17 protein-coding genes and 1 other annotated feature are annotated in these 22,100 nt (G+C 29.9%); of the genes, 2 read left to right on the top strand and 15 right to left on the bottom strand.

Annotation, left to right across the window (positions count from 1 at the left end; all coding sequences use genetic code 11):
- Nucleotides 1-143: 143 nt before the first annotated feature.
- Entirely contained in the window at nucleotides 144-797 is a 654-nt protein-coding gene (locus tag ACI48Q_RS15140; protein ID WP_474919953.1) for a class I SAM-dependent methyltransferase, read from the top strand.
- 167 nt (nucleotides 798-964) lie between these two features.
- On the opposite strand, the gene ACI48Q_RS15135 is transcribed toward ACI48Q_RS15140, so the two are convergent.
- From ACI48Q_RS15135 to ACI48Q_RS15075, 13 genes are all read right to left on the bottom strand, one after another.
- Nucleotides 965-1,621: an NAD(P)/FAD-dependent oxidoreductase gene (locus ACI48Q_RS15135; RefSeq protein WP_474920187.1), complete on the bottom strand. Its 657-nt coding sequence runs from the start codon at nucleotides 1,619-1,621 to the stop codon at nucleotides 965-967.
- Nucleotides 1,622-1,735: 114 nt separating this feature from the next.
- Entirely contained in the window at nucleotides 1,736-2,389 is a 654-nt protein-coding gene (locus ACI48Q_RS15130; RefSeq protein ID WP_474919952.1) for a hypothetical protein, read from the bottom strand.
- Between the two features lie 177 nt (nucleotides 2,390-2,566).
- The gene (locus ACI48Q_RS15125) at nucleotides 2,567-3,958 is read right to left on the bottom strand and encodes an NCS2 family permease (RefSeq protein ID WP_474919951.1); all 1,392 of its coding nucleotides are present in this window, start codon (nucleotides 3,956-3,958) and stop codon (nucleotides 2,567-2,569) included.
- Nucleotides 3,959-4,140: 182 nt separating this feature from the next.
- Nucleotides 4,141-5,805, bottom strand: coding sequence for a ribonuclease J (locus tag ACI48Q_RS15120; protein WP_474919950.1), 1,665 nt, complete (start codon nucleotides 5,803-5,805; stop codon nucleotides 4,141-4,143).
- A gap of 216 nt (nucleotides 5,806-6,021) precedes the next feature.
- Nucleotides 6,022-7,530: a DUF1846 domain-containing protein gene (locus ACI48Q_RS15115; RefSeq protein WP_474919949.1), complete on the bottom strand. Its 1,509-nt coding sequence runs from the start codon at nucleotides 7,528-7,530 to the stop codon at nucleotides 6,022-6,024.
- A gap of 255 nt (nucleotides 7,531-7,785) precedes the next feature.
- The gene (locus tag ACI48Q_RS15110; protein WP_474919948.1) at nucleotides 7,786-9,162 is read right to left on the bottom strand and encodes an MATE family efflux transporter; all 1,377 of its coding nucleotides are present in this window, start codon (nucleotides 9,160-9,162) and stop codon (nucleotides 7,786-7,788) included.
- 181 nt (nucleotides 9,163-9,343) lie between these two features.
- Nucleotides 9,344-11,107, bottom strand: a complete 1,764-nt coding sequence (gene argS, locus ACI48Q_RS15105) for an arginine--tRNA ligase (protein WP_474919947.1) — start codon at nucleotides 11,105-11,107, stop codon at nucleotides 9,344-9,346.
- 105 nt (nucleotides 11,108-11,212) lie between these two features.
- Nucleotides 11,213-11,424, bottom strand: a binding site (T-box leader).
- A 154-nt stretch (nucleotides 11,425-11,578) separates the two neighbouring features.
- Nucleotides 11,579-12,898: a Na+/H+ antiporter NhaC family protein gene (locus ACI48Q_RS15100; RefSeq protein ID WP_474919946.1), complete on the bottom strand. Its 1,320-nt coding sequence runs from the start codon at nucleotides 12,896-12,898 to the stop codon at nucleotides 11,579-11,581.
- An 82-nt stretch (nucleotides 12,899-12,980) separates the two neighbouring features.
- Nucleotides 12,981-14,423, bottom strand: coding sequence for an HD-GYP domain-containing protein (locus tag ACI48Q_RS15095; protein ID WP_474919945.1), 1,443 nt, complete (start codon nucleotides 14,421-14,423; stop codon nucleotides 12,981-12,983).
- A 199-nt stretch (nucleotides 14,424-14,622) separates the two neighbouring features.
- Nucleotides 14,623-15,849: an MFS transporter gene (locus ACI48Q_RS15090; protein WP_474919944.1), complete on the bottom strand. Its 1,227-nt coding sequence runs from the start codon at nucleotides 15,847-15,849 to the stop codon at nucleotides 14,623-14,625.
- A 440-nt stretch (nucleotides 15,850-16,289) separates the two neighbouring features.
- Nucleotides 16,290-16,925 (bottom strand): DUF3793 family protein, encoded by a 636-nt coding sequence (locus tag ACI48Q_RS15085; protein WP_474919943.1) that lies wholly within the window; start codon nucleotides 16,923-16,925, stop codon nucleotides 16,290-16,292.
- A gap of 14 nt (nucleotides 16,926-16,939) precedes the next feature.
- Nucleotides 16,940-17,359: a flavodoxin gene (locus ACI48Q_RS15080; protein ID WP_474919942.1), complete on the bottom strand. Its 420-nt coding sequence runs from the start codon at nucleotides 17,357-17,359 to the stop codon at nucleotides 16,940-16,942.
- Between the two features lie 402 nt (nucleotides 17,360-17,761).
- A complete protein-coding gene (locus ACI48Q_RS15075) occupies nucleotides 17,762-18,265 on the bottom strand; it encodes a GNAT family N-acetyltransferase (RefSeq protein ID WP_474919941.1) in 504 nt (167 codons plus the stop codon).
- Between the two features lie 472 nt (nucleotides 18,266-18,737).
- On the opposite strand from ACI48Q_RS15075, the gene ACI48Q_RS15070 reads away from it, so the two are divergent.
- Nucleotides 18,738-18,902 (top strand): DUF3006 domain-containing protein, encoded by a 165-nt coding sequence (locus tag ACI48Q_RS15070; RefSeq protein WP_474919940.1) that lies wholly within the window; start codon nucleotides 18,738-18,740, stop codon nucleotides 18,900-18,902.
- Between the two features lie 168 nt (nucleotides 18,903-19,070).
- Here ACI48Q_RS15070 and ACI48Q_RS15065 read toward each other — a convergent pair whose 3' ends face one another.
- Together ACI48Q_RS15065 and ACI48Q_RS15060 are read right to left on the bottom strand one after the other, a co-directional pair.
- Nucleotides 19,071-19,784: a pirin family protein gene (locus tag ACI48Q_RS15065; RefSeq protein ID WP_474919939.1), complete on the bottom strand. Its 714-nt coding sequence runs from the start codon at nucleotides 19,782-19,784 to the stop codon at nucleotides 19,071-19,073.
- Between the two features lie 140 nt (nucleotides 19,785-19,924).
- Entirely contained in the window at nucleotides 19,925-21,682 is a 1,758-nt protein-coding gene (locus ACI48Q_RS15060) for a methyl-accepting chemotaxis protein (RefSeq protein WP_474919938.1), read from the bottom strand.
- Nucleotides 21,683-22,100 lie beyond the last annotated feature (418 nt).

The raw sequence follows: 22,100 nt of genomic DNA, 5'->3' as shown, positions 1-22,100 counted from the left end.
TGATTATATCATTACACTCTCACTAACTCAAAGGAAATTGTAAACATTTATTATTAACATTATTGCCTATAATACATATCACTTTATACCTCTATATCAATAGTATATTAATATAAAATATTATAGGAAACAGGTGAGCTAATGTGAATGATTATGACCAATTGCTAATTATAAGCAATATAATAAAAAGCCAGCAGCATTTAAATAACCCCTATGATGAGAACTATGTAAGACGGTTAAAAGAATATCCTGAATTTTTAACTATGCCTTACTGGATAAATTATTACGAATATGTATATGCCTTAAATTTGTTAAAGCAAAATAAAATCAAGGGAAAAATCTTAGATTTTGGATGTGGTACAGGCCACATGGATATTTTATTGGGGAGACAAGGAGCTACCATTCATGGTATTGATTTAAGTCCTATGGCTATTGATATTGCAAAATTTCTAAGGTATTGTGAGGATTCATCCGTGCAACAAAAAGTTACCTTCGCCTCAGAAGATATAACACTTCCACCCTTAAATGAAGAAAAATATGATTTTGTTTGGTGTACTCATGTTATGGAGCATATTGAAGATCCTACTAAAATATTTGAAGGTATAAGGGAAAGAATAGTTAGTAATGGTCATATGTTGATATCTGTTCCTTTAGGGTATGCCTTTAATGATCCTGGTCATGTACATCATTGGATGAATGAAAAAGAATTCTACAATTTCTTCAGTAATTTTATCAAGGTAGATTTAGTGGAAATTAATCACACTAAATCTGTTATAAGAGGATACTTTAGTTTTTAATTTAAATCATATACTTCAATTTTATTTAAGAAGGAAAGAAATTATTGATAGTTTATTACATCTTTAATAAGTGGAAAACTCTTGTGAAAATATCTAATGTAATTCCAAGGGTGAACTTCAACAAACTAACTTTAATCTACCCTTTCTTCCTAAATAATCTCTGGAATTTATAATTTGCTTCTAAATTCTTCCAAACCTACTCTATCTATATAATCACCCAAGCGCTCTTTTCCCTGAGCATTTTCGTCATAAATCGCTATAATTTTTTCTACTAGTGGAAAAAGCTCTTCTTCCGGTATATTGATAATGAATTTATCACCTAATCTTGGTCTAACTCCACCTTTTCCTCCTACATATACAGTCCACCCTTTCGGCCCACCTATTAATCCTATATCTCTAGTGTGACTATCTGAACAACTATTAGGACATCCACTTACCCCCATCTTCAATTTATTAGGTAAATTTCTACCATGATACAATCCATCTAACTTAGAACCTACTGCCACCGAATCTTGGAAGGCTCTTTTACAAAATGTAGTACCTGGGCATATCTTTACACTTCTAACACATAATCCTATTGCTGCCCCCGGCTTCATGCCTAAATCTTCCCATGCACTATCAATATCCTCTTCCTTTAATCCAACTATGGCTATACGCTGAGCACCTGTAAGTTTAATAGCTGATGCATTATATTTCTCTGCTACATCAGCAATATTACGTAACTGTTCTGAGGTAATAAGCCCTCCTGTTAAATGAGGTGCAATAGCATAGGTTTCTCTATCTCGCTGTAGCACAGCTCCTTTATCTAATAAGTCTTTCATAATACACTTCCTCCTTTTGCTTCATAAAATATTTTTTCTTTATTAATAGTAAATTATTCTTAATAACTTATGCAACCCTTAATATATCATGTAGTAAAGCAGCTACTTCAACTATTTTTAAATCATTGTCTTAATTTTATTATCAATTGCTTCTGTAGCTTCTATAATAAACTTATCCATCTCATTCTCTGTTAAATAAATAAAATTTTCCTTAGTTTCCTCATTTTCTCCTAGATAAAACTGAGTTATATATTTAACTTGTTTTTCAAAGGCTCCCTTTGGGAAATAATCCAGATAATCTGGTACTTTATCCACATGTTTAAATATAGTATGAAACACACACTGTGGATGTTTTTCTAAATATATGTAATCAAGTCCATACCAATCTTTTTTTATAATCCAAATAAAGTTTTTATCTTTCTCTAACTTTTCTTTATATAAAAGATCTTTAGTTTTCTCTGCATGGATTCTTGACCATTCAACATCTGTTAATAAGTGAACATAATACCCAAGTTTAAATGTATATTCTGCTTTATTATTCTTTACAGACTCTTCTTGTAAATACTTGTCCCAAAACCACTGAGGATTAATCTTCCCTTTCTCATCCTTCCAATGAGTTACTGCTGTTGGTGGATCAAACCTACTCCAATCGTCGTTTGGAACTCCTGAATCTGGTCCAATGTTTCCTACGATAAAGGAAGTAGGTTCTAAATCATATTCCCTTTTTAAAATATTTTCAGCTACTCTTAAATGTGCAATCCATGTTGCCATATAAATCATCCCCTATGCATAATTATTTTTTTCAACCCAACCACACCATTTATAATCCTTGTAGTTTGCTGAATTAATATGAATTATCATTATTACAATCTATACATTATTTATAAAAATTAAAAACTGTATGAGTATAGGAATTTCTTCCTATACTTATACAGCTTATTTTTTTAATTATAATGCAGCTATAATAAAATTCAATATGAATAGTATTGTTACAATATACATGATTGGATGAACTTCTTTTGCTTTTCCTTTGCAAATCTTTGTTATGCAATAGAATATAAATCCTATAGATATACCAGTAGTTATGCTATACGCAAGAGGCATAAATACTGCAATAAAGAATGCAGGCATAGCTTCCTCAAAATCATCCCATCTAATTTTTCCAAAAGATTCTACCATTAATATTCCAACAACTATTAAAGCTGGTGCTGTAGCTGCTGCTGGAACCATTCCCATTAACGGTGCAAAGAAAATTGATATTAAGAATAAAACTCCTACTGTAACAGATGTTAATCCTGTTTTACCACCAGCTCCTATACCTGCAGCACTTTCTACATAAGTAGTAGTATTGCTTGTACCTAATAATGCACCTATTGATGTAGCTGTAGCATCTGCAAATAGCGCTCTTTCAAGTTTTGAAGAATGTCCATCTGCTTGCTCAAATAACTTCTCATCATTCTCATCAAATATACCTGCTTTTCTTCCTGTTCCTAAGAATGTACCTATAGTATCAAAGGTATCTGAAAGAGAGAATGCAAATATAGTAGTTATTACAAAGAAAATTTTTCCTGGATCATCAAATAAACCTGCAAAACTTAATTTAAAAAAGGTTGGCTCTATACTTGGTATACCAAAACTCATTGTACTAAAGTCAGGAACTTGTGTAACCCCCATAAATATACCAATAATAGTAGTAGCTAAAATTCCTATAAGTATAGCACCCTTAGCTTTTAATAACATTAAAACAATTGTAATAACCAATCCTATTAGTGCCAGTTGAGCCACAGGGTCTGTAAAGTTTGCTAGTGATGGAAGTATATCAAAATATTTTATTGATTCTCCTAAATTAACTACTGTATTAGGAGCATCTCCAGTAAAGTTTAGAAAATGAGCTTGTTTAATTCCAATATATGCTATAAAAAGTCCTATACCACCTGAAATGGCGTATTGTAAAGATACTGGAATAGCTTTAATTATCATTTTTCTAATTTTAGTTACAGTGATTAATATATTAATAAGTCCACATATAAATACCATTGCAAGTGCTTGTTGCCATGTAAAACCTAATCCTAAAACAACAGTAAATGTAAAGAACGCATTTAGTCCCATTCCTGGTGCTTGTGCAAAAGGAACATTTGCAACAAATCCCATGATAAATGTACCTATTGCTGCAGCTAATATAGTTGCCAAGAATACAGCATCTTTGTCCATTCCTGCAATTGCTAGAATTTGCGGATTTACAAATAGAATGTAAGCCATTGTCAAAAACGTAGTCAAACCAGCCATCAATTCTGTCTTAACAGTAGTGCCATTCTCCTTTAACTTAAAAAATTTTTCCATAATACCCCCCTGTTAATAATAAATATTTTAATTTAATAGTAACATTATAGTTAATTTTTTACAATATTATTTTCACCTTTTTATAGTATATTTAATAAAATACTATATTATGTAACTTTTTTCATTTGTTACCGCTAAAAATTAACAATAAAATTAGCGATGTACTTCTACACCGCTAAATTTTATATTTCCATGATTATTGGAAGAATCGTAGGTCTTCTTTTAGTTTTTTCATATAAGAATCTCTCTAAAGATTTTTTAATACTTGATTTTAATACATACCATTCTACTACTTCGTTCTCTAAGCAACTCTCAATTTCCTTTTTACTTATCTCTCTTGCTTCTTTAATCAGTTCTTCTGCTTCTTTAGCATACACAAAACCTCTTGTAATTATATCCGGTCCGGATATAATACTAAAAGTTTCCTTCTCTATGGCTACAACAATTGTAAGCATTCCATCTTGTGCTAAATATCGTCTATCTCTAAGTACAACATTGCCTACATCACCTACGCCAAGACCATCTACAAATACTTTTCCTGAATGCACCTTTCCAGATATATTGGCAGATTCTTCATTTATCTCTAACACATCGCCAGTATTTAAAGTAAATATATTACTCTCTTCCATTCCTAATCCTACTGCCAAATCTTTATGATGTTTCAAATGTCTAAATTCACCATGAACAGGCATGAAATATTTAGGATGTACTAAAGTATGAATCAACTTCAGTTCTTCTTGGCGAGCGTGACCTGATACATGAATATCTTCTAGTGCTTCATATATAACGTCTACACCTTTTCTATATAGTTCATTAATAACCTTAGAAATAAGCTTACCATTCCCTGGAATAGGTGATGCAGAGATAATAAATAAGTCCTTAGGCTGTATCTTAATTTTTCTATGATTTGAAAAAGCTATCCTAGCAAGTGCAGCCATTGGCTCTCCTTGGCTTCCTGTAGTTATTATGGTTATCTTATCATTAGCATAATTATTAATTTCATCCACTGTTATAATGGTGTCTTCTGGAACATGAAGATATTCTAAATCCATAGCAACCTTTGATATATTCTCCATACTTCTGCCACTAAAAGCAACCTTTCTTCCAAATTTTATTGAAGCGTTTACGATTTGTTGCATTCTATGAATATTGGACGCAAAGGTAGCTACTATTACTCTTCCTTCAGCAGTGCTAAGTATTCTCATTAAGGTTTGACCTATAGATTTTTCTGAGATGGTATGACCTGAACGTTCTACATTAGTACTATCAGCCATTAAAAGAAGAACTCCACTTTTACCTAGGGCTGAAATTCTTTCTAAATCCATAACCAATCCATCAATAGGAGTATAGTCTATCTTAAAATCTCCAGTATGTACGATTACTCCAACCGGAGTATGTATAGCTAAAGAACATGAATCAGCTATGCTATGAGTGTTCCTTATAAATTCTACATTAATATTATTTAACTTTATAATAGTTCCTGCTTCAACTCCCAAAAGTTCACATTGTGAAAGTAAATTATGCTCTTTTAATTTATTTTCCACTAAACCTAAGGTTAACTTTGTACCATATACTGGTACATTTAATTGCTTTAAAATATATGGTAATGCACCAATATGGTCCTCATGTCCATGAGTTAGAAAAATTCCCTTTACCTTATTCTCATTTTCTAACAAATAGGCTATATCGGGTATTATTAAATCTACACCATACATTTCTTCATCCGGAAATGCTACTCCGCAGTCTATCACAATAATTTCATCATCATATTCAATAGCTGTAATATTTTTTCCTATTTCTCCAAGTCCACCTAGTGGAATCACTCTAATACACTTATTTTTTGTCACATATTTCCCTCCATTTCATCAAATCTTTTATTTAGCTTATTATATGTTATAACTATATTTTCAATTCTCTATATTCAGTTATCTTCATCTTTATTATTTTCTTTTAAAAATAGCTTTAGGAATGCAAATAAAAAAACAGCTTATATTAATATATAAACTGTTTTGTCAAATTACTAAAAACCTTCTACTTAAATGTAAAAAACTTTTATATTTTTATTAATTATTATAATATAGGCTGTCTGTTGGATACTCAGGATCACAAGTAATGTCTATCCCCAATTTTCTAAATGTTTCCTCATCGCCTCTACTTAGAATTGTAGTAGAATGTGCTTGGCATCCCTTGAGCATTACTAATTTTCCCATAGCTACTTGTGCCATTGGGTTTGTAGCTGCACAAATACTAAGTGCAATTAGTATTTCTTCACAATTCAAAGGTATATTTTTACTATCTAAAGTATTAGATTTCAAATTAATTATAGGTTCTAATATAACTGGTGAAATAAGATGAATATCATCATAAATATTAGCATAATGCTTCACTGCATTAAGAATTACTGCTGCTGTAGCATCCATTAAACTTGACGTCTTACCTGTTAATATAGTTCCATCTTCAAGGGCTAAAGCCACTGATGGACAAGGTTCATTTTTATTAGTAAGCTGCTTTAATTTAGCAGAATGTTCTCTAGCCGGAATTACAACAACTCTATCTGTTTCTTTTAAGTTCAATTCTTCCATAATAAGCTTTGATCTTTCAAAGGTTTCTTTATCTACATAACCTTTCTTATATTCACAGCCTGTTTTAAAATATCTTCGTATTATTTCTTGTCTAGAAGCTTCCTTAACTATTTCGTCATCAACTATTCCAAACCCTACTCTATTAACTCCCATATCTGTTGGTGATTTATAAATAGCGTCTTTTCCTGTTATTTTTTCTATTATTCTCTTAAGTAGTGGAAAGCTTTCAATATCCCTATTATAATTTATAGCTACCTTATCATAGGCATCAAAATGGAAAGAATCAATCATATTAACATCCTTTAAATCTACTGTAGCTGACTCATAAGCTATGTTTAGTGGATGTTTTAGTGGTACATTCCATACTGGGAAAGTTTCAAATTTAGAATATCCTGCTACATTTCCTCTTCTATATTCATGATAAAGCTGTGAAAGACACGTAGCTAACTTTCCACTTCCTGGGCCTGGTGCCGTTACAACAACTATAGGCTTAGTAGTTTCTATATAAGGATTTTTTCCGTATCCCTCATCACTTACGATAGTATCTACATCAGTTGGGTACCCTTTAGTAGCTTTATGTTTATATACTTTTATTCCTCTACGTTCAAGCTTATTTATAAATACTGTGGTGGCTGGTTGACCATCATATCTAGTTATTACAACACTATTCACATCTAAATCATAATTTCTAAAATCATCTATTAATCTTAGTACTTCCATATCATATGTGATGCCAAAATCTCCTCTTATCTTGTTTCTCTCAATATCTCCTGCATACACACAAATTACCACTTCTACTTTTTCTTTCAATCTATGTAGTAACTTTATCTTTGCATCCTCATCAAATCCAGGTAATACTCTCTTAGCATGCAAATCACATAAAAGTTTTCCACCAAACTCTAAATATAACTTATCATAGTTATTAACTCTTTCTAAAATATACTTTGATTGTTCTTCAATATACTTCTTATGATCAAATCCTATTTTCATTTTTTCGCCTCACTAAATTAAACAAATTTTAATCTTATTTTTCCTATTATCACATTTTTCTATTATCACATATTTCTATTTTAAAGTAAAATGTAATTCTTTCTATTATATTGGTTATGATTATTCCTAACCCTTACACATCAGTAAAGTTCACCTTTATAAAATAATTAAAAGTTTTATATTAAACAATCTCTACTTCACAAGAAAATTACCCACAACCTTCAATAGTTATGGGTAATCATTAAATTACTCTGTTTACTTATCTGTTATGTTAAGTTTATTTGACAAAGTTTTTTTATAAAAAATAGTAAAGCAGGTCACCGTTACAAGTACTGCTATAATATCTGATATTGGCTCTGCTAGTAATACTCCAAATAGCTTATTTTCAGCTTGGAATAAATTAGGCAATACAAATATTAAAGGTACTAATAGTACTATCTTTCTTAACAAGGCAAGCATCAAGGATATTTTTGCTTGACCTAGTGCAAGGAAGGTTTGTTGACATGCAATTTGAGCTCCAAAGAAAAGTATTCCTGCAAAGTATATTCTTATACTCCAGGCTGTAATTTCTACTAGTTCAGGCTTATTATTAAATATTCCTACAAAAGCCTCTGGGAATAACATAAGTGCACTACCCATTAATAAAGTATATGATATACAGCATATAAGCTGCAATTTAAAAGCACTCTTAACTCTATCTATACTCTTGGCACCATAGTTATAGCTGATAATAGGTTGTGCTCCTTGACTTAATCCCATAAGTGGAAGCAATATTATCTGCATAATACTACTCATTATAGTCATAGCACCTACCGCTAAATCTCCGCCATATTTACTTAATTGAGTATTTAAAGATATAAGTACTAGACTTTCAGTACCCTGCATTATAAAAGGCGATACACCTAATGCCATAACTGGTAAAATAATTTTTAAGTTTGGAGTTAAATATTTCTTTCTAATTTTAAGTATGCTTTTCTTTCCAAATAGGAAAAGTAATACCCATAGAGCTGAAACCATTTGAGCAGTTATGGTTGCTAAGGCTGCTCCTTTAACCCCCATATCAAAGCCAAATATAAGTATAGGGTCAAGAACAATATTTATTACTGCCCCTATCATTACAGTAAACATACCCATTTTAGCAAAACCTTGTGTATTTATGAATGGATTCATTCCTAGAGCTATTTGAACAAACACTGTTCCTATAACATAAAGTGTTAAATAATCATTTGCATATCCAATGGTAGCATTACTAGCTCCAAAAGCCCATAAAATTGGCTCTTTAAATATTAAAAATACAATAGTTAGGATTACACCTATTATTATTAACATAGAAAAGCTATTGCTTATTATTCTCTCTGCGCCATCATTATCCTTTTCTCCCATTTTCATAGCACATAATGGAGCTCCCCCCATACCTATAAGTGCACTGAAAGCTGAAATTATCATAATGATTGGAAACGCCACTCCTACGCCGGCCATAGCAACTTCTCCATTTGGCATTCTTCCAATAAATATCCTATCTACAATGTTATATAATACATTAACTAGTTGTGCTATTATTGCTGGGGTAGCTAATTTAAATAATAATTTCCCTATATTTTCTTTCCCTAAGTCCGTGGAAACATTCGACACAATATCCTCCCCCTCAAATTTCATTTCTAATTATTAAACATATATTATTGCTACAATATAACATGATACTATATTAAACGGTATTTATTAACATAAAAATTCTTACCATTATTAATAAAGTAATAACCTTCTATAAATATATAATAAACAAAGGCACTGCGCTAAACAGTACCTTCATATATTACATCCTATCTGGGCATTCCATTCCTAATAAATCTAGAGATGTTTCTAATACTTTTAGAGTTAAAGTAATTAAATTTAACCACGAAATTTTCTTTTCTGTACTCTCTTCAGCTAATATCTTGTTCTCATGGTAGAATCTATTAAACATGTTTGAAACATCATAAATATATTCACATAACTTATTAGGAGCTTTTTCTTTAAAGCTTATCTCTACTATATCATTAAACTTAGATAATGCTAGCATTAAATCTCTTTCTACTTGACTATTTGGACTTATTATACTCTTATTATATTCTCCAAGTTCCTCTTTAGCCTTCTTAAGTATTGATTTAATCCTAACCATTGTATATAGAATATATGGTCCTGTATTTCCCTCAAAGGATGAGAATTTTTCCATATCAAATATATAATCCTTAGTCACTATATTTGATAAATCACCATATTTTAAAGCTGCCAATCCAACTTTTCTTGCTATCTCTTCTCTCTCTTCATTGCTTATCGCTTCATTATCTTTTAGTTTATCTCTTACATTATCTTTAATAATAGCTATTAAATCTTGGAGTCTCATTACTCCGCCATCTCTTGTTTTAAATGGTTTTCCATCCTTACCATTCATAGTTCCAAAGCCTATAAATTGAAGATTTACATCTTCTCCTGTAATTTTAGTCTTCTTCGCACATCTAAATACTTGATCAAAGTGAAGTCCTTGTCTTTTATCAACTACATATACTATTTCTTGTGGTTTATAGTCTTCAATTCTTTGCCATATAGTTGCTAAATCTGTTGTACCATAAAGAGCTGCTCCATCTGATTTCAATATTATAATTGGAGGAATCTGCGCCTTATCTGTTTCTTTTTCTACATCTACTACTAATGCACCTTCACTTCTATAAGTGTAGTTCCCCTTATTTAAATAATCTACCAGTGGCTCAATATACTCTTGACAGTCACTTTCACCTTTCCACAAATCAAATTCTACGTTTAAATTTCCATAGTTTTTCTTCAAGTCAGCTACAGATACATTAACTATATGCTTCCAAAGAGCTCTATATCCTCTTTTTCCATTCTGAAGTTCTACTGTAACCTTCTTAGCTTCCTCCATTGCAGCTTCATCTCTCTTTGCAAGAGCACTTGCTGCTGGATATATCTCTTCTAATTCATCAATGGTGAATGGAGCTTCCTCTGGATATGCTCCAGTAAAACTATCATCAAAGTAAGGAAGTTCTGGTTGTCTTCTATTTACTTCTGAAATAACCATACCTATTTGCAATCCCCAGTCACCTAGATGAACATCACCAATTACCTTATGACCTAAGAATCTAGAAATTCTCTTTATACTCTCTCCTATGATTGCTGCACGTAAATGACCTACATGAAGTGGTTTAGCTATATTAGCTCCACCATAGTCCACCACTATAGTCATTGGGTTTTCAGCCTCTGAACAACCTAACTTCACATCTTCATACATATTACTTATATATTTAGCAATAAAGCTATCTTTAACTGTCATATTTATAAATCCTGGTGGTGCTACTTCTACTTTTTCAAATATTTCTTCTAATTTTAACTCTTCTAATACATGATTTGCTATGGCTATTGGTGCCTTTTTATATTTTTTAGCTGCTGGTAATGCTCCATTACATTGAAATTGACATAAATCTGGACGATTTGATACGCTAACATTACCATATTCTCTATCATATCCACACTTTTCAAATTTATCTTGAATTGTGCTACTTAACAAGTTTATCAATTTTTCCATATACATAACCTCCTACAAATTTAATATATCACCTTCGGTATCTGAGATAAAATGACTATTTGCTCTTTAAAATCTCTGAAATAATAAAAATCCGTCTCTTAAATAATAAGAGACGGATATAATTCCGCGGTACCACTCAAATTGACTTATTAAAAGTCCACTCAAAACTTTAACGTAGTTAACGTCTAGCCCTTACTCAATAGCTCGGGTAGATTCTCAAAGTTCCTCTTCTCCAATGCTTTTCTTGCAAGACTTCCACTCTACTCTTGCTCGCTGTAAGAAAACTCAAAGGATACTCTTCTTTTCATAGAATTTTCATTTTATCAATTATTAACATTATATGTAACCATCTCAGATTTGTCAATATCTATTACCCTCTAGTCTTTTTATTCTTATCCTTATCTCCGTTAAATATTCTTTTTCCTTTAACAATTAATTCGTCAAATAATGTACATTCATAGGACAGATCTACTACTTTATAGCCCTCTCTCCAATAGATTCCATTTTAAGTCTTGGAAAGCCAGTAGCTATAGCTATCAGTCCAAATATGCCCATAAGCATTGGATAATGCACATATTTCAATATTTCTATTGGCGATATAGCAGCTAATCCAGCTGCTGATAATAATTGTGCTCCGTAGGGAATAAGCCCTTGTACACAAGAGGCAAATATATCTAATATACTTGCTATTCTTCTAGAATCAATTTCATATTTATCACCTATATTTTTTGCAAGAGGGCCAGCCATCACTATAGCTATAGTATTATTTGCAGTGCACAGATCAATAATACTCACTAAACCTGCAATGCCAAGTTCTGCCCCTTTCTTAGTCTTAATCTTAGAAGTAATAAAGTTAAGAAGAAAATCTATTCCTCCATTAAATTTAATAAGTTCTAGGGTACCACCTACCACTATGGATAACATAGCTAAATCCTCCATACCCATCATGCCTTGAGCTGCTGCATTCGCTGCACCAAAGAAGTCAAAAGCTCCTGTAAATATACCAATGGTTGAGGTAAATATAATCCCTCCACCAAGAAGTAAAAATACATTTATACCCATCAAAGCACCTATTAATATAAATATATAAGGCAATATTTTAATTATTTCATAGGCATATACTCCTGATATATCCACCTTATATTTGGCAGTGATTATTGTTAGTATTATTATAGCAATTATAGCTGCTGGAAGAACTATCAAGAAGTTGACCTTAAATTTGTCTCTTAATTCACATCCCTGAGTTCTCACTGCTGCAATGGTAGTATCAGAAATCATGGATAAATTATCTCCAAACATTCCACCACCTACTATAGCTCCTATAACTAATGCCACAGGTATTCCTGTCTTTTGTGCAATTCCAACTCCTATAGGCGCTAATGCAGTAATTGTACCTACAGAAGTCCCCATTGATATAGATATAAAACACGCTATAATGAATAGTCCTCCAATTAAAAGATTAGGTGGCAATAATGATAAACTTAAATTTACTGTAGATTCTACTGCTCCCATTTCCTTGGCTACATTTCCAAAAGCTCCTGCCAATATAAAAATCATACACATTAATATAATGTTAGAATTACCTGCACCTTTACAAAATATCTCTATCTTATTTGAAAAGCTCTCTTTTCTATTTAAAATAAATCCACAGCCTGCCGCTATTATAAATGCTACAAGTACAGGCATTTTATAAAAATCTCTAGTTACTAGGCCTGTACCAAGAAATAGTAACAAAAATATACCCAGTGGAAGTAGGGCTAGGGCATTTCCCTTTTTAATTTGGTCTTTCATAATGGTTCTCTAACTCCTTTGCTTTCTATATAATATCATTTCTATGTCTTACAATATTATTTTTATCTTATGTTTTCTATATTTACTTCTCAAGTATACTCAAAAATATATCTGTTAGACATGGGTCAAATTGTGTCCCTTTGCATCTCCTAATCTCCCTAATTGAATCCTCTTTGGTTCTTGCTTTACTATATACTCTATCATGAGTCATAGCATCGTAAGAATCTACTAAATTCACTATTCTTGCAGCTAATGGTATCTCTTCACCCTTAAGTCCTAATGGGTATCCCTTTCCATCCCATCTTTCATGATGACTTAATACACCTTTAGATATATGAGCTAGCTCTGGAGATGTTTTTAGTATTCTATAACCTTTTTCTGTATGTGTTTTCATAGTGGTAAATTCTTTATCCGTTAATTTTCCCGGTTTTAATAATATTTCTTCACTAATTCCTATCTTTCCTATATCATGTAGCTTAGTTACTAGCTCTAGTTCATATAATTCATCCATAGAAAGCTTTAGTGTTCTTCCTATTTGTAAAGCATAATTAATTAATCTCTCAGTATGCTTTTCTGTTTCCATATTTTTTTCTTCTAAAGACTTTTGTAGTGAAAAAACTATAGAACTTCTAACACTTCTTTCTTCCAAAAGCTTTTGTCTATATAGGTGCTCTTCTGCTTCTCTTAAACTTATATCTATATTGTCTTCTATCCGTCCCTTAACTGAACTTCCTAGTGAAATACTAAGTTCAATTAAATTAAAACTATGAGCTTTACACATTTCTATAATCTCTCTTTTAATTTCTTCGCATCTTTCTTTATTAGCATTAGGTATTAAGATTACAAATTCATCTCCACCCCATCTAAAGGCATGTCCTGATTCCTTTAGAACTATTTTTATAACATTGGAAATATCCTTTAATAGTCTATCTCCCTCTAAATGTCCAAAGGTATCATTAACAATTTTTAATCCATTTACATCCCCCATTATAACTCCTAAAGGAAGATTTTCTTCTTTATTAAGCTCTTTTAATCTTATTTCAAAGGAAGTTCTATTATTTAAACCTGTTAAAATATCTACATAACTTAAATATTTTAGAGTTTCCTCCATTTTTCTTTGCTCAGTAACATCTCTAGCCAATCCAACTATACCTAAGGTTTCACCTTTTTCATTAATTACAGGTACCTTTATACATTCTTCAAATTTTATCTCTTTATCTGACCCTATATATTTTCTCTCTATGTATTGTGGTTTACCACTTTCCATAACTTCCTTATCTTTTTTAATAAAATCTAAAGCTAATTCCTCAGACACTCCAATTTCTAAATCCGTTTTTCCTAATATGTTTTCAAAGCCCATCTCACTATAATAATCTTTCCATTTTTTGTTATACCCCAAATATCTACATTTATTATCCTTATAGAAGATAAACTCTGGCAAAGTATCTATTATAGTTCTCAATATAGTCCCCTGATACTCTAACTCTTTTTGCTTTTTATAAAGTTCACCTACATCTGTAAACAAAACTAAACCCCCCATAAGACACCTATACCTAAATACTACCTAATAATTTGTTTTTATTATGAAGTATATCATAATTTTCATGCTTCTTAAAGTATAGAGTCTAATGTTCCAGTTGACTACATTGCCCAATCTACTATATTTTTATCTTCCTTATTTAACTTTCCAAAATCTTTTTCATGTGCAAATCTTCTATAATCTATCAGCTATTCTTCAATTTATTTTTTATTAATTTAAAAATGTATACAGCTGGCAATAGTAACATACTACATGCAATAAATGCTATTCTTATTGAAAATCTACTCCCAATTAACCCTATAATTGGTCCTGTAGCTGTTTGCCCTATAGAATCAACTTGTCCTCTTATAGAAAACATGGTGGCTCTTATACTTGAATCTTTTATGCATGAATTTAACATTATATCGTATAATGGGTAAATAATATTTCTTGAAGCATTTATTAAACATAAAATAGCTATAGCTAAATATAAATTCTCTACTCTAGAAAGACCTATTAATCCTATTGCTATGAATATAATAGCTACACACAAAAAATATAATATTTGTACCTTATTTTCATGTATTTTTTTATATTCAAATATATTTATAGTAACTATATTTATAATTATAAATAATAATCTTAACACGCCAAAAAACATAGTAACACTAATTATATTAGGTAAGTTAAACTCATTTATTAAATATGGGTTCCATAATCTATCCAAGCCTTCACTATATAGCCCTAAAAATAATGCTCCTACTATAAGCAAGTATGCTAATTTATCTTTAGTAATTAAATCCTTTGATCTAATTACTGTTAAAAACATATTTCTGAATCTATAATCGCCCTTCTCTACTATAGCTGGTTTAAATCCTCTCTCTTCCATATAAAATATTAAGTATAAAGATAGTACAACAAAACATATTCCTGATAACCCTATTGTCAAAGATATAGACACATATGAAACTGCAATTGAGATTGGTATTCCTATTAATTCTCCTATTTTTTCATACTTATTACCTTTTATAAATAATTTACTACTTTTGTTTTCTCCAACCTCATCACTTATCCATGCTTGAAGTGCTCCACTTATAAATGTATGGCCTATTCCCCAAACAAATTGCGCAATAATTATATTTAAAAACCTTGGGCTATAGCTTTCTATTATGAATCCTATTCCAATTAATAAAAAACCTATTATCACTGATAATTTTCTGCTTTTCATGTCTGCAACTATACCTGTTGGTATTTCAAATATAAAAACTGTTGCTTCTAAAGCAGTTCCTATAAGAACTAACTGCAATGGAGTTAGTCCCGCTACTACAGTGTAATAAGTAAGGTGCGCCGTAAGTGCTACGGAAAATAGCAATGCAGTTATGAAAGTTATCCTTATAAATATTTGAGCTTGATTTCCTTTATATTTTCTCACATTCTCCCCTCCCAACTGTATTATATCTACGCACATAAACATATTCTTTTCCTATATTGTTAACTGTAAATGTATTGCTTTCATAATCTTTTAAAAACTTATCAAACAATTCTATGGCAACATCACTACCATGAACTATTTCACTACCTTTTGCTCTTAAAACTACTTTCTGATAATATTAACTCTAATTTAGTCTTTGGTTGATATTTTATTATTTCATTAAAGAATAGAAAGCATTCTTGTCAAATATACATAGTGTTCACCTCGTTGGTTTGTATTTGGTAGCACTATATAAATTTAACATTTGGGGTAAACGTTCATTTTTGGATTAATAAAATATAGTAAAATCAACATTTAAAAAATATGCAATTCACTCAATTATTTAATCTAAAAAAGCTAGATGTTTTGCATCTAGCTTTTTTAGATTAAATATTTATAATTTATGAAGTTGCTTCTTTAGGATAATAGAAAAAGCTTTTTATACTTTGAGTTAAATCTTTAGATTTATTTCCTTTTATTATATTATCCATAGCATAATCTTTAATTTTATTAATACTATTAAATATTTTTTGAGCATTATCAAAATCATTGTATACTTTCCAATATCCACAAAGTAAACACTTTTTTTCTGAACACTCCATAAAATCTTTAACATCTTTAATTGGTATTCCTAAAAATAAACCAAGTTCATGGGGACAATGATATAATCCATACCTTATTTTTAGATTTATTAGATATTCTTCAATCTCTCCTTGAGAGTACCCTAATTCAGATAAAAATTTATTACTATCTTCTTCAAAAATACATTCTTCAAGTAACTTCTTATCATATACCATGATTACCATAGCCTCGTGATTTTCTCTCAACTCAATAAAATTTAAATTAATCTTTTCTATGAAATCTCTTCCGAATCTAATCCATTTATCATATAATTTTTCACTATTTTTCTTAAGTGTTATAGTTGATGCTGGTTTTAAACCTGCTATGATTGGAGATATAGTATACAGTAAAAATTTTTCTATATATTCTTTATCTTCCATAGAATTTAATTTATTATAAAAATCTATATGCTTCATTATCTCTAACTACTTTATAGCTTCGCAATCTTTCTTCCAAATTCTATACATTCTTCTACTGCTTCACCTTCTGGCTCATTGGCAGTTATGAGACCATCATCTACTAAATCGCATCCATAAGAAGTCATTCTCTCTTCCCAGTCTCTCATCCATTTACCATCTCCCCAACCATAAGAACCAAATAGTGCAACTTTCTTTTTAGATACTTTATTACCTATACTTTCTATAAATGGTTCAAATTCGCTTTCTTCAAGAACCTCATCTCCCATTGAAGAGCATCCTAAAATAATAATTTCTTCACTTTCAAATATATCAGAATTTGCATCACTCACATTTATGACATCAGCAAATTTTCCACCTTCTTCTATTCCCTTAGCAATAAGATTCGCCATTTTTTCAGTATTTCCTGTTCCTGACCAATATACAATTTTCATAATATCCACCCCTTACAAATAATATTGATTTTCATTCTCAATTACATATTATGATATATCTTTTATCTTGTCAATATATTTTTTTACAATTTTATAATAATTTTTATTAAGGAATTTCATGTATTTTATTTAGGCTTTATTTTAAATATTTGTTGATATTAGAACTAAGTATTATTGAGGCGCAAATCATTTGTAGGAAGATTCTCATTTAATACATGCAAAAAAAGAAGTAAGAATAACCATCTTACTTCTTTTTACGGCTGAGCAGTAATAATATAAAGTTCTAGTTAATTCAATTTTTGTAATATGCCTATTTGTATAATGCACAAACTTAATTGAAACTTTTATATAAACTAAAACCTTAACATTTTATTATCATTGAATAAGTGCGTTTATTGATATCTATGCTGCAATCTTTAAAAAGTCTTGCATAGTCAATGAATACTTAACTTCCTTCTCTAAATGTTTAACTTCTTTAAATCCAATTCCTTTAAATGCATTTCTTGATCTAGTATTCTCTAGTTTAATTTTTGCAATCACACTATCTACTCGCCATGTAAAAAATGCTTGCTTTAAACTCTCTAGAATAGCTGCTTTTCCAAACCCCAATCCCCATAGCTCTTTTTCTCCTATAGCTATGACAATCTCTGCATCAGTTCCCTTTTGTATTAATCTAACAAATCCAATAGAATAGTCTTTATTTCTAATAATATAAAAACTGCTATTATTATTAAATAAATGAGTTAGTATAGGCATATTTATAGTATTAATAGCATTCTCAATATTTTTACTAGCACACTTATCTTCATTCAGATATCTTGTAACTTCATCATCATTTAACCATTCAATAATCTTAAAAGCATCCGATCTATATACTTCTTGTCTCAATGAGACATCAAGTTTCATTTCTAAATCCCTCCAAATATGTTTTTCTATTATTAACTAAGGCTAATTCTACTATCGATATAACTATTAGTAAAATTCATTTTTTTTCTTTAGAAGAGTTTAAAATGGGCTTTAAGTAATTTTCATTGCTTATCTTTATTTACCATATACATACCATTAAAAACAACATTTTCCATTTAATTTAACTTTGTTGAATTAATTGGCAAATGTTGTTTTTATATTTTGCTTTGTTTTAATATAGCGTTGATAATGAACTATATATTATTACTTACAGCTCTTCATAAGTTCACCCATCCGGGTACAGGCAACTAGAGATTCCTTTGCTTTACAGGAATCTAAGTTTACACTTAAACCATTTGCCTAATAATTTTCTTCAAGCCTCTAGGCTTTGATTAAATGATACTATTGGAATATATATTGTTTAATTATATAATATCTTTATAAATCTTTATTATATAAGGAAGTGTTTTATATGGTAACTATAAATTATAAGGTTATTTTAATCGATGGCGACTATGCCATTTTAGAGGACGAAAATAAAGAACAAATAAGTGTGGCACGAGGATTGCTACCTTTAGAAATAAAAGAAGGAACTAATTTGCTGTTTGAAAACTTTGAGTACACCATTATACAATAAAAAGAACCTCGGCATTATAAGTGTCGAGGTTCTTAATAGTTAAACTAATTTATCAAGGCAATATTCATCCTTCAAATACCAACATGTTTACTCTTATAAATCTCTTTATATAACTATATGTTTTAAGCTATTAATAATTATAGCTTAACATTATTATTTTACACTCTTTTATAGATAAAAACTTTCTGACTTCTTCATCTCTATAACTATAAAGTGTGAATTCTCCTTTGCTCTAATCTTAACTTCCTCTTCTATAATTTCTAAAGAATCCCCTTCATTTAAATATACATCATTAATGTTTGAACATCCTTCAATTTGCACCAAATAAGCTTGCCTATTTTTAACTATATTAAGTGATTCTTTATTTCCTTTTTCTAAATAAATAGTATAAATATTGATGTCTTGATTAATTTTAATAGGCGTAGTTCCTTCTTGACTCGATACCATGTGAAGCCAGAGACCACATCTTTCATCCCAATTAAATTCATAGTCTCCATAATTTGGAGTATAGCCTTTTTTATCTGGTATAATCCATATTTGAAGAAGTCTTAATTCTTCATTTCCAAAATTATGTTCACTGTGATATATGCCTGTACCAGCACTCATATATTGCATATGTCCTCTTGATAATACTCTGCTATTCCCCATACTATCCTTGTGGGTTAATTTTCCATTTACAACATAAGTTATAATTTCCATATCTTTATGAGGATGAGTATCAAACCCTGTATCTTCTGCAATTAAATCATCATTTAGCACTCTTAGAACTCCAAAATTAGTATTTAATGGATTAAAATAATCTGCAAATGAAAAATGAAAAGAACTTTTTAGCCATCCATGATTAGCTTTTCCCATATTTTTATTATCTATTTTTTTTAGCATTTTATACACCACCTCTAAAACTTCAAATTTAAAAATTGTTATCCATGGTTTAAATTTATCACTAATTAGTGATAATGTCAATTAAAAATATATTAACTGATTTTAAAATCAGTTAATATATCTTTTTAGTTTTTATGCTATTAAACTGTAAAATTTTCTATTACATTCACCATGTTATTAGAAATACCATGTAAATTTTCAGATAAATTAGACATATCTATTATTGTAGCCGACTGCTCTTCAATTGATTGAGATATTTCTTCCATAGATGCTGAAAGTCCCTCTGCTGCTAAGGTTACACATTGAATATTATTAAGAATACTATCTTTCATATGTACAGAATTTTTAACTACTGTAGCTATTTCTTTAATTTCAGGTATTATAATATTCATTTGCCTTACTATATTATTAAATAAAGCTATAGTTTCAGAAATTGTTTGAGATTGAGCCTTGAATTTTTCAGTAGTAGCTTCTGCAGCTTCTGAAACAGATTTAGTGCTTTCAGATATCTCTCCAATTAACTTAGTTATATTTTCTGAAGACTCTAGTGTTTGGGTTGCAAGACTTTTTATCTCATTTGCCACTACTGCAAACCCATTACCTGCTTCTTTAGCTCTAGAAGCTTCTATTGATGCATTTAGCGAAAGTAAATTTGTTTGTTTCGCTACATTATTAATTGTATGACTAATAGAATTTATGTGAACTACATTACTCGTAAGTTCTTCTATTTTATCTCCGAAGGTTTTAAAAGTATCCTGCACCTCATCTATAGTGATTATTACTTCATTTATTCTATTTGTTCCTTTATCTGCTGAAATTTTAATGTCTTTGCTACTACTCTCTATAGCATTAATCTTATTATTTACTTCATCCAGACTATATGAAAACTCCTTCACTCTATTGGTAGCATCTGTTAAGTTATTACTCTGTACTGTACTATTTTCAGTAATTTCACCTATTGAGTTTGAAATTTCCTCACTTACAGTTGATACTTCTTGAGCAGAAATGCTTAATTCTTTGGAATATTGATCTAAATCATTAGATACAACCTTTATTTGTGAAATCATATTCTTTAAAGACGAATTAGTACCATTAATGTCCTTAGCCAAATCTAGCATCTCATCTTTAGATTTTATATTCACTTCATTAGTTAAATCTCCTGATGCTATCTGATTTAAATGATTTCTTATTTTAAGTAGAGGTCTTGTTATGCTAGAAGATATCAAAACAGCTATTCCTATGGATATTATAAAAACTACAAAGCTGATTATAGTTGTATTAATTAATCTCTCCTTTAATCCTATAAGCATTGCTTCATTATCCATTTCTACAACTATTAATCCTGGTATATTTACTTGAGTGCTAGCCGAGGTTACTGTATCTACTGTGCTAGTAGCTGAAGATACTACATCTACTGGTATAGTTTTTTCTTGTTTATACAACGGAACTACAGAGAAATATTCATTTTGTCCATCAATCTTTAACTCAAAACTTGCTACTTTATTATCCTTAATTAAATTTTCTGTATTTTTATTTTTAAAGCTAGTCCCTATCTTGCTTTCATCTGTATTTGCTATATATTTTAAATCTTTATCTAGAACTCCAATAGCTCCAGCTAACTTATATTGATTATTTAATAAATCTGTTATTTTTTCTTGAATTTTATCTGATTGATTTATTCCTATAGGTGATATAACCTTTTCTATATGTTCTGCATAGGCATAACTTTTATCTAAAGCCTCGCTTTTCACCTGTTTATAACCGTTACTTAATTCCACCCCCAAAAATACCATTAAATTCATAATGATTACACATATAAATCCTGTTATTATTTTTTTCTTAAGTGAGTTGAATGTAAAAATTTTTTTTAATCCTAAAAATCTATTATTAGTCACCACTAAATCATCCCCTCTATATCATTTCATCATTAATTTATCTTTTAATGATATTCATTATCAATATAATTTTTTAATGTTATCATTTACTTTCTCTATTGTCAATAATTTCTTTATATATTTTACAATAAATAACATATAAATGTTATTATGTAAAATAAAAGAATTTTAACTAATATTTTAGTTATCTTCTACTTATATCTAATCAGATATTTAGATAATTTTCCAGTAATACTTCTAAAATATTATGAAAAATGAAATATACTTTAAACTCAATGAATTTTTAGAGGCAAAACTTCAATCAAGTTATTAAATTACATATTAAAGTTTCTATAACTTTTAATACTATATATGTATATATAAAGAGATCAAAACCTCGATAGTATAAAAAATATTATCAAGGTTTTGTTTATGAATATAA

Source organism: Clostridium sp. LXY-7 (assembly GCF_056172015.1).
This window is presented reverse-complemented; position numbering and strand designations above follow the sequence as displayed.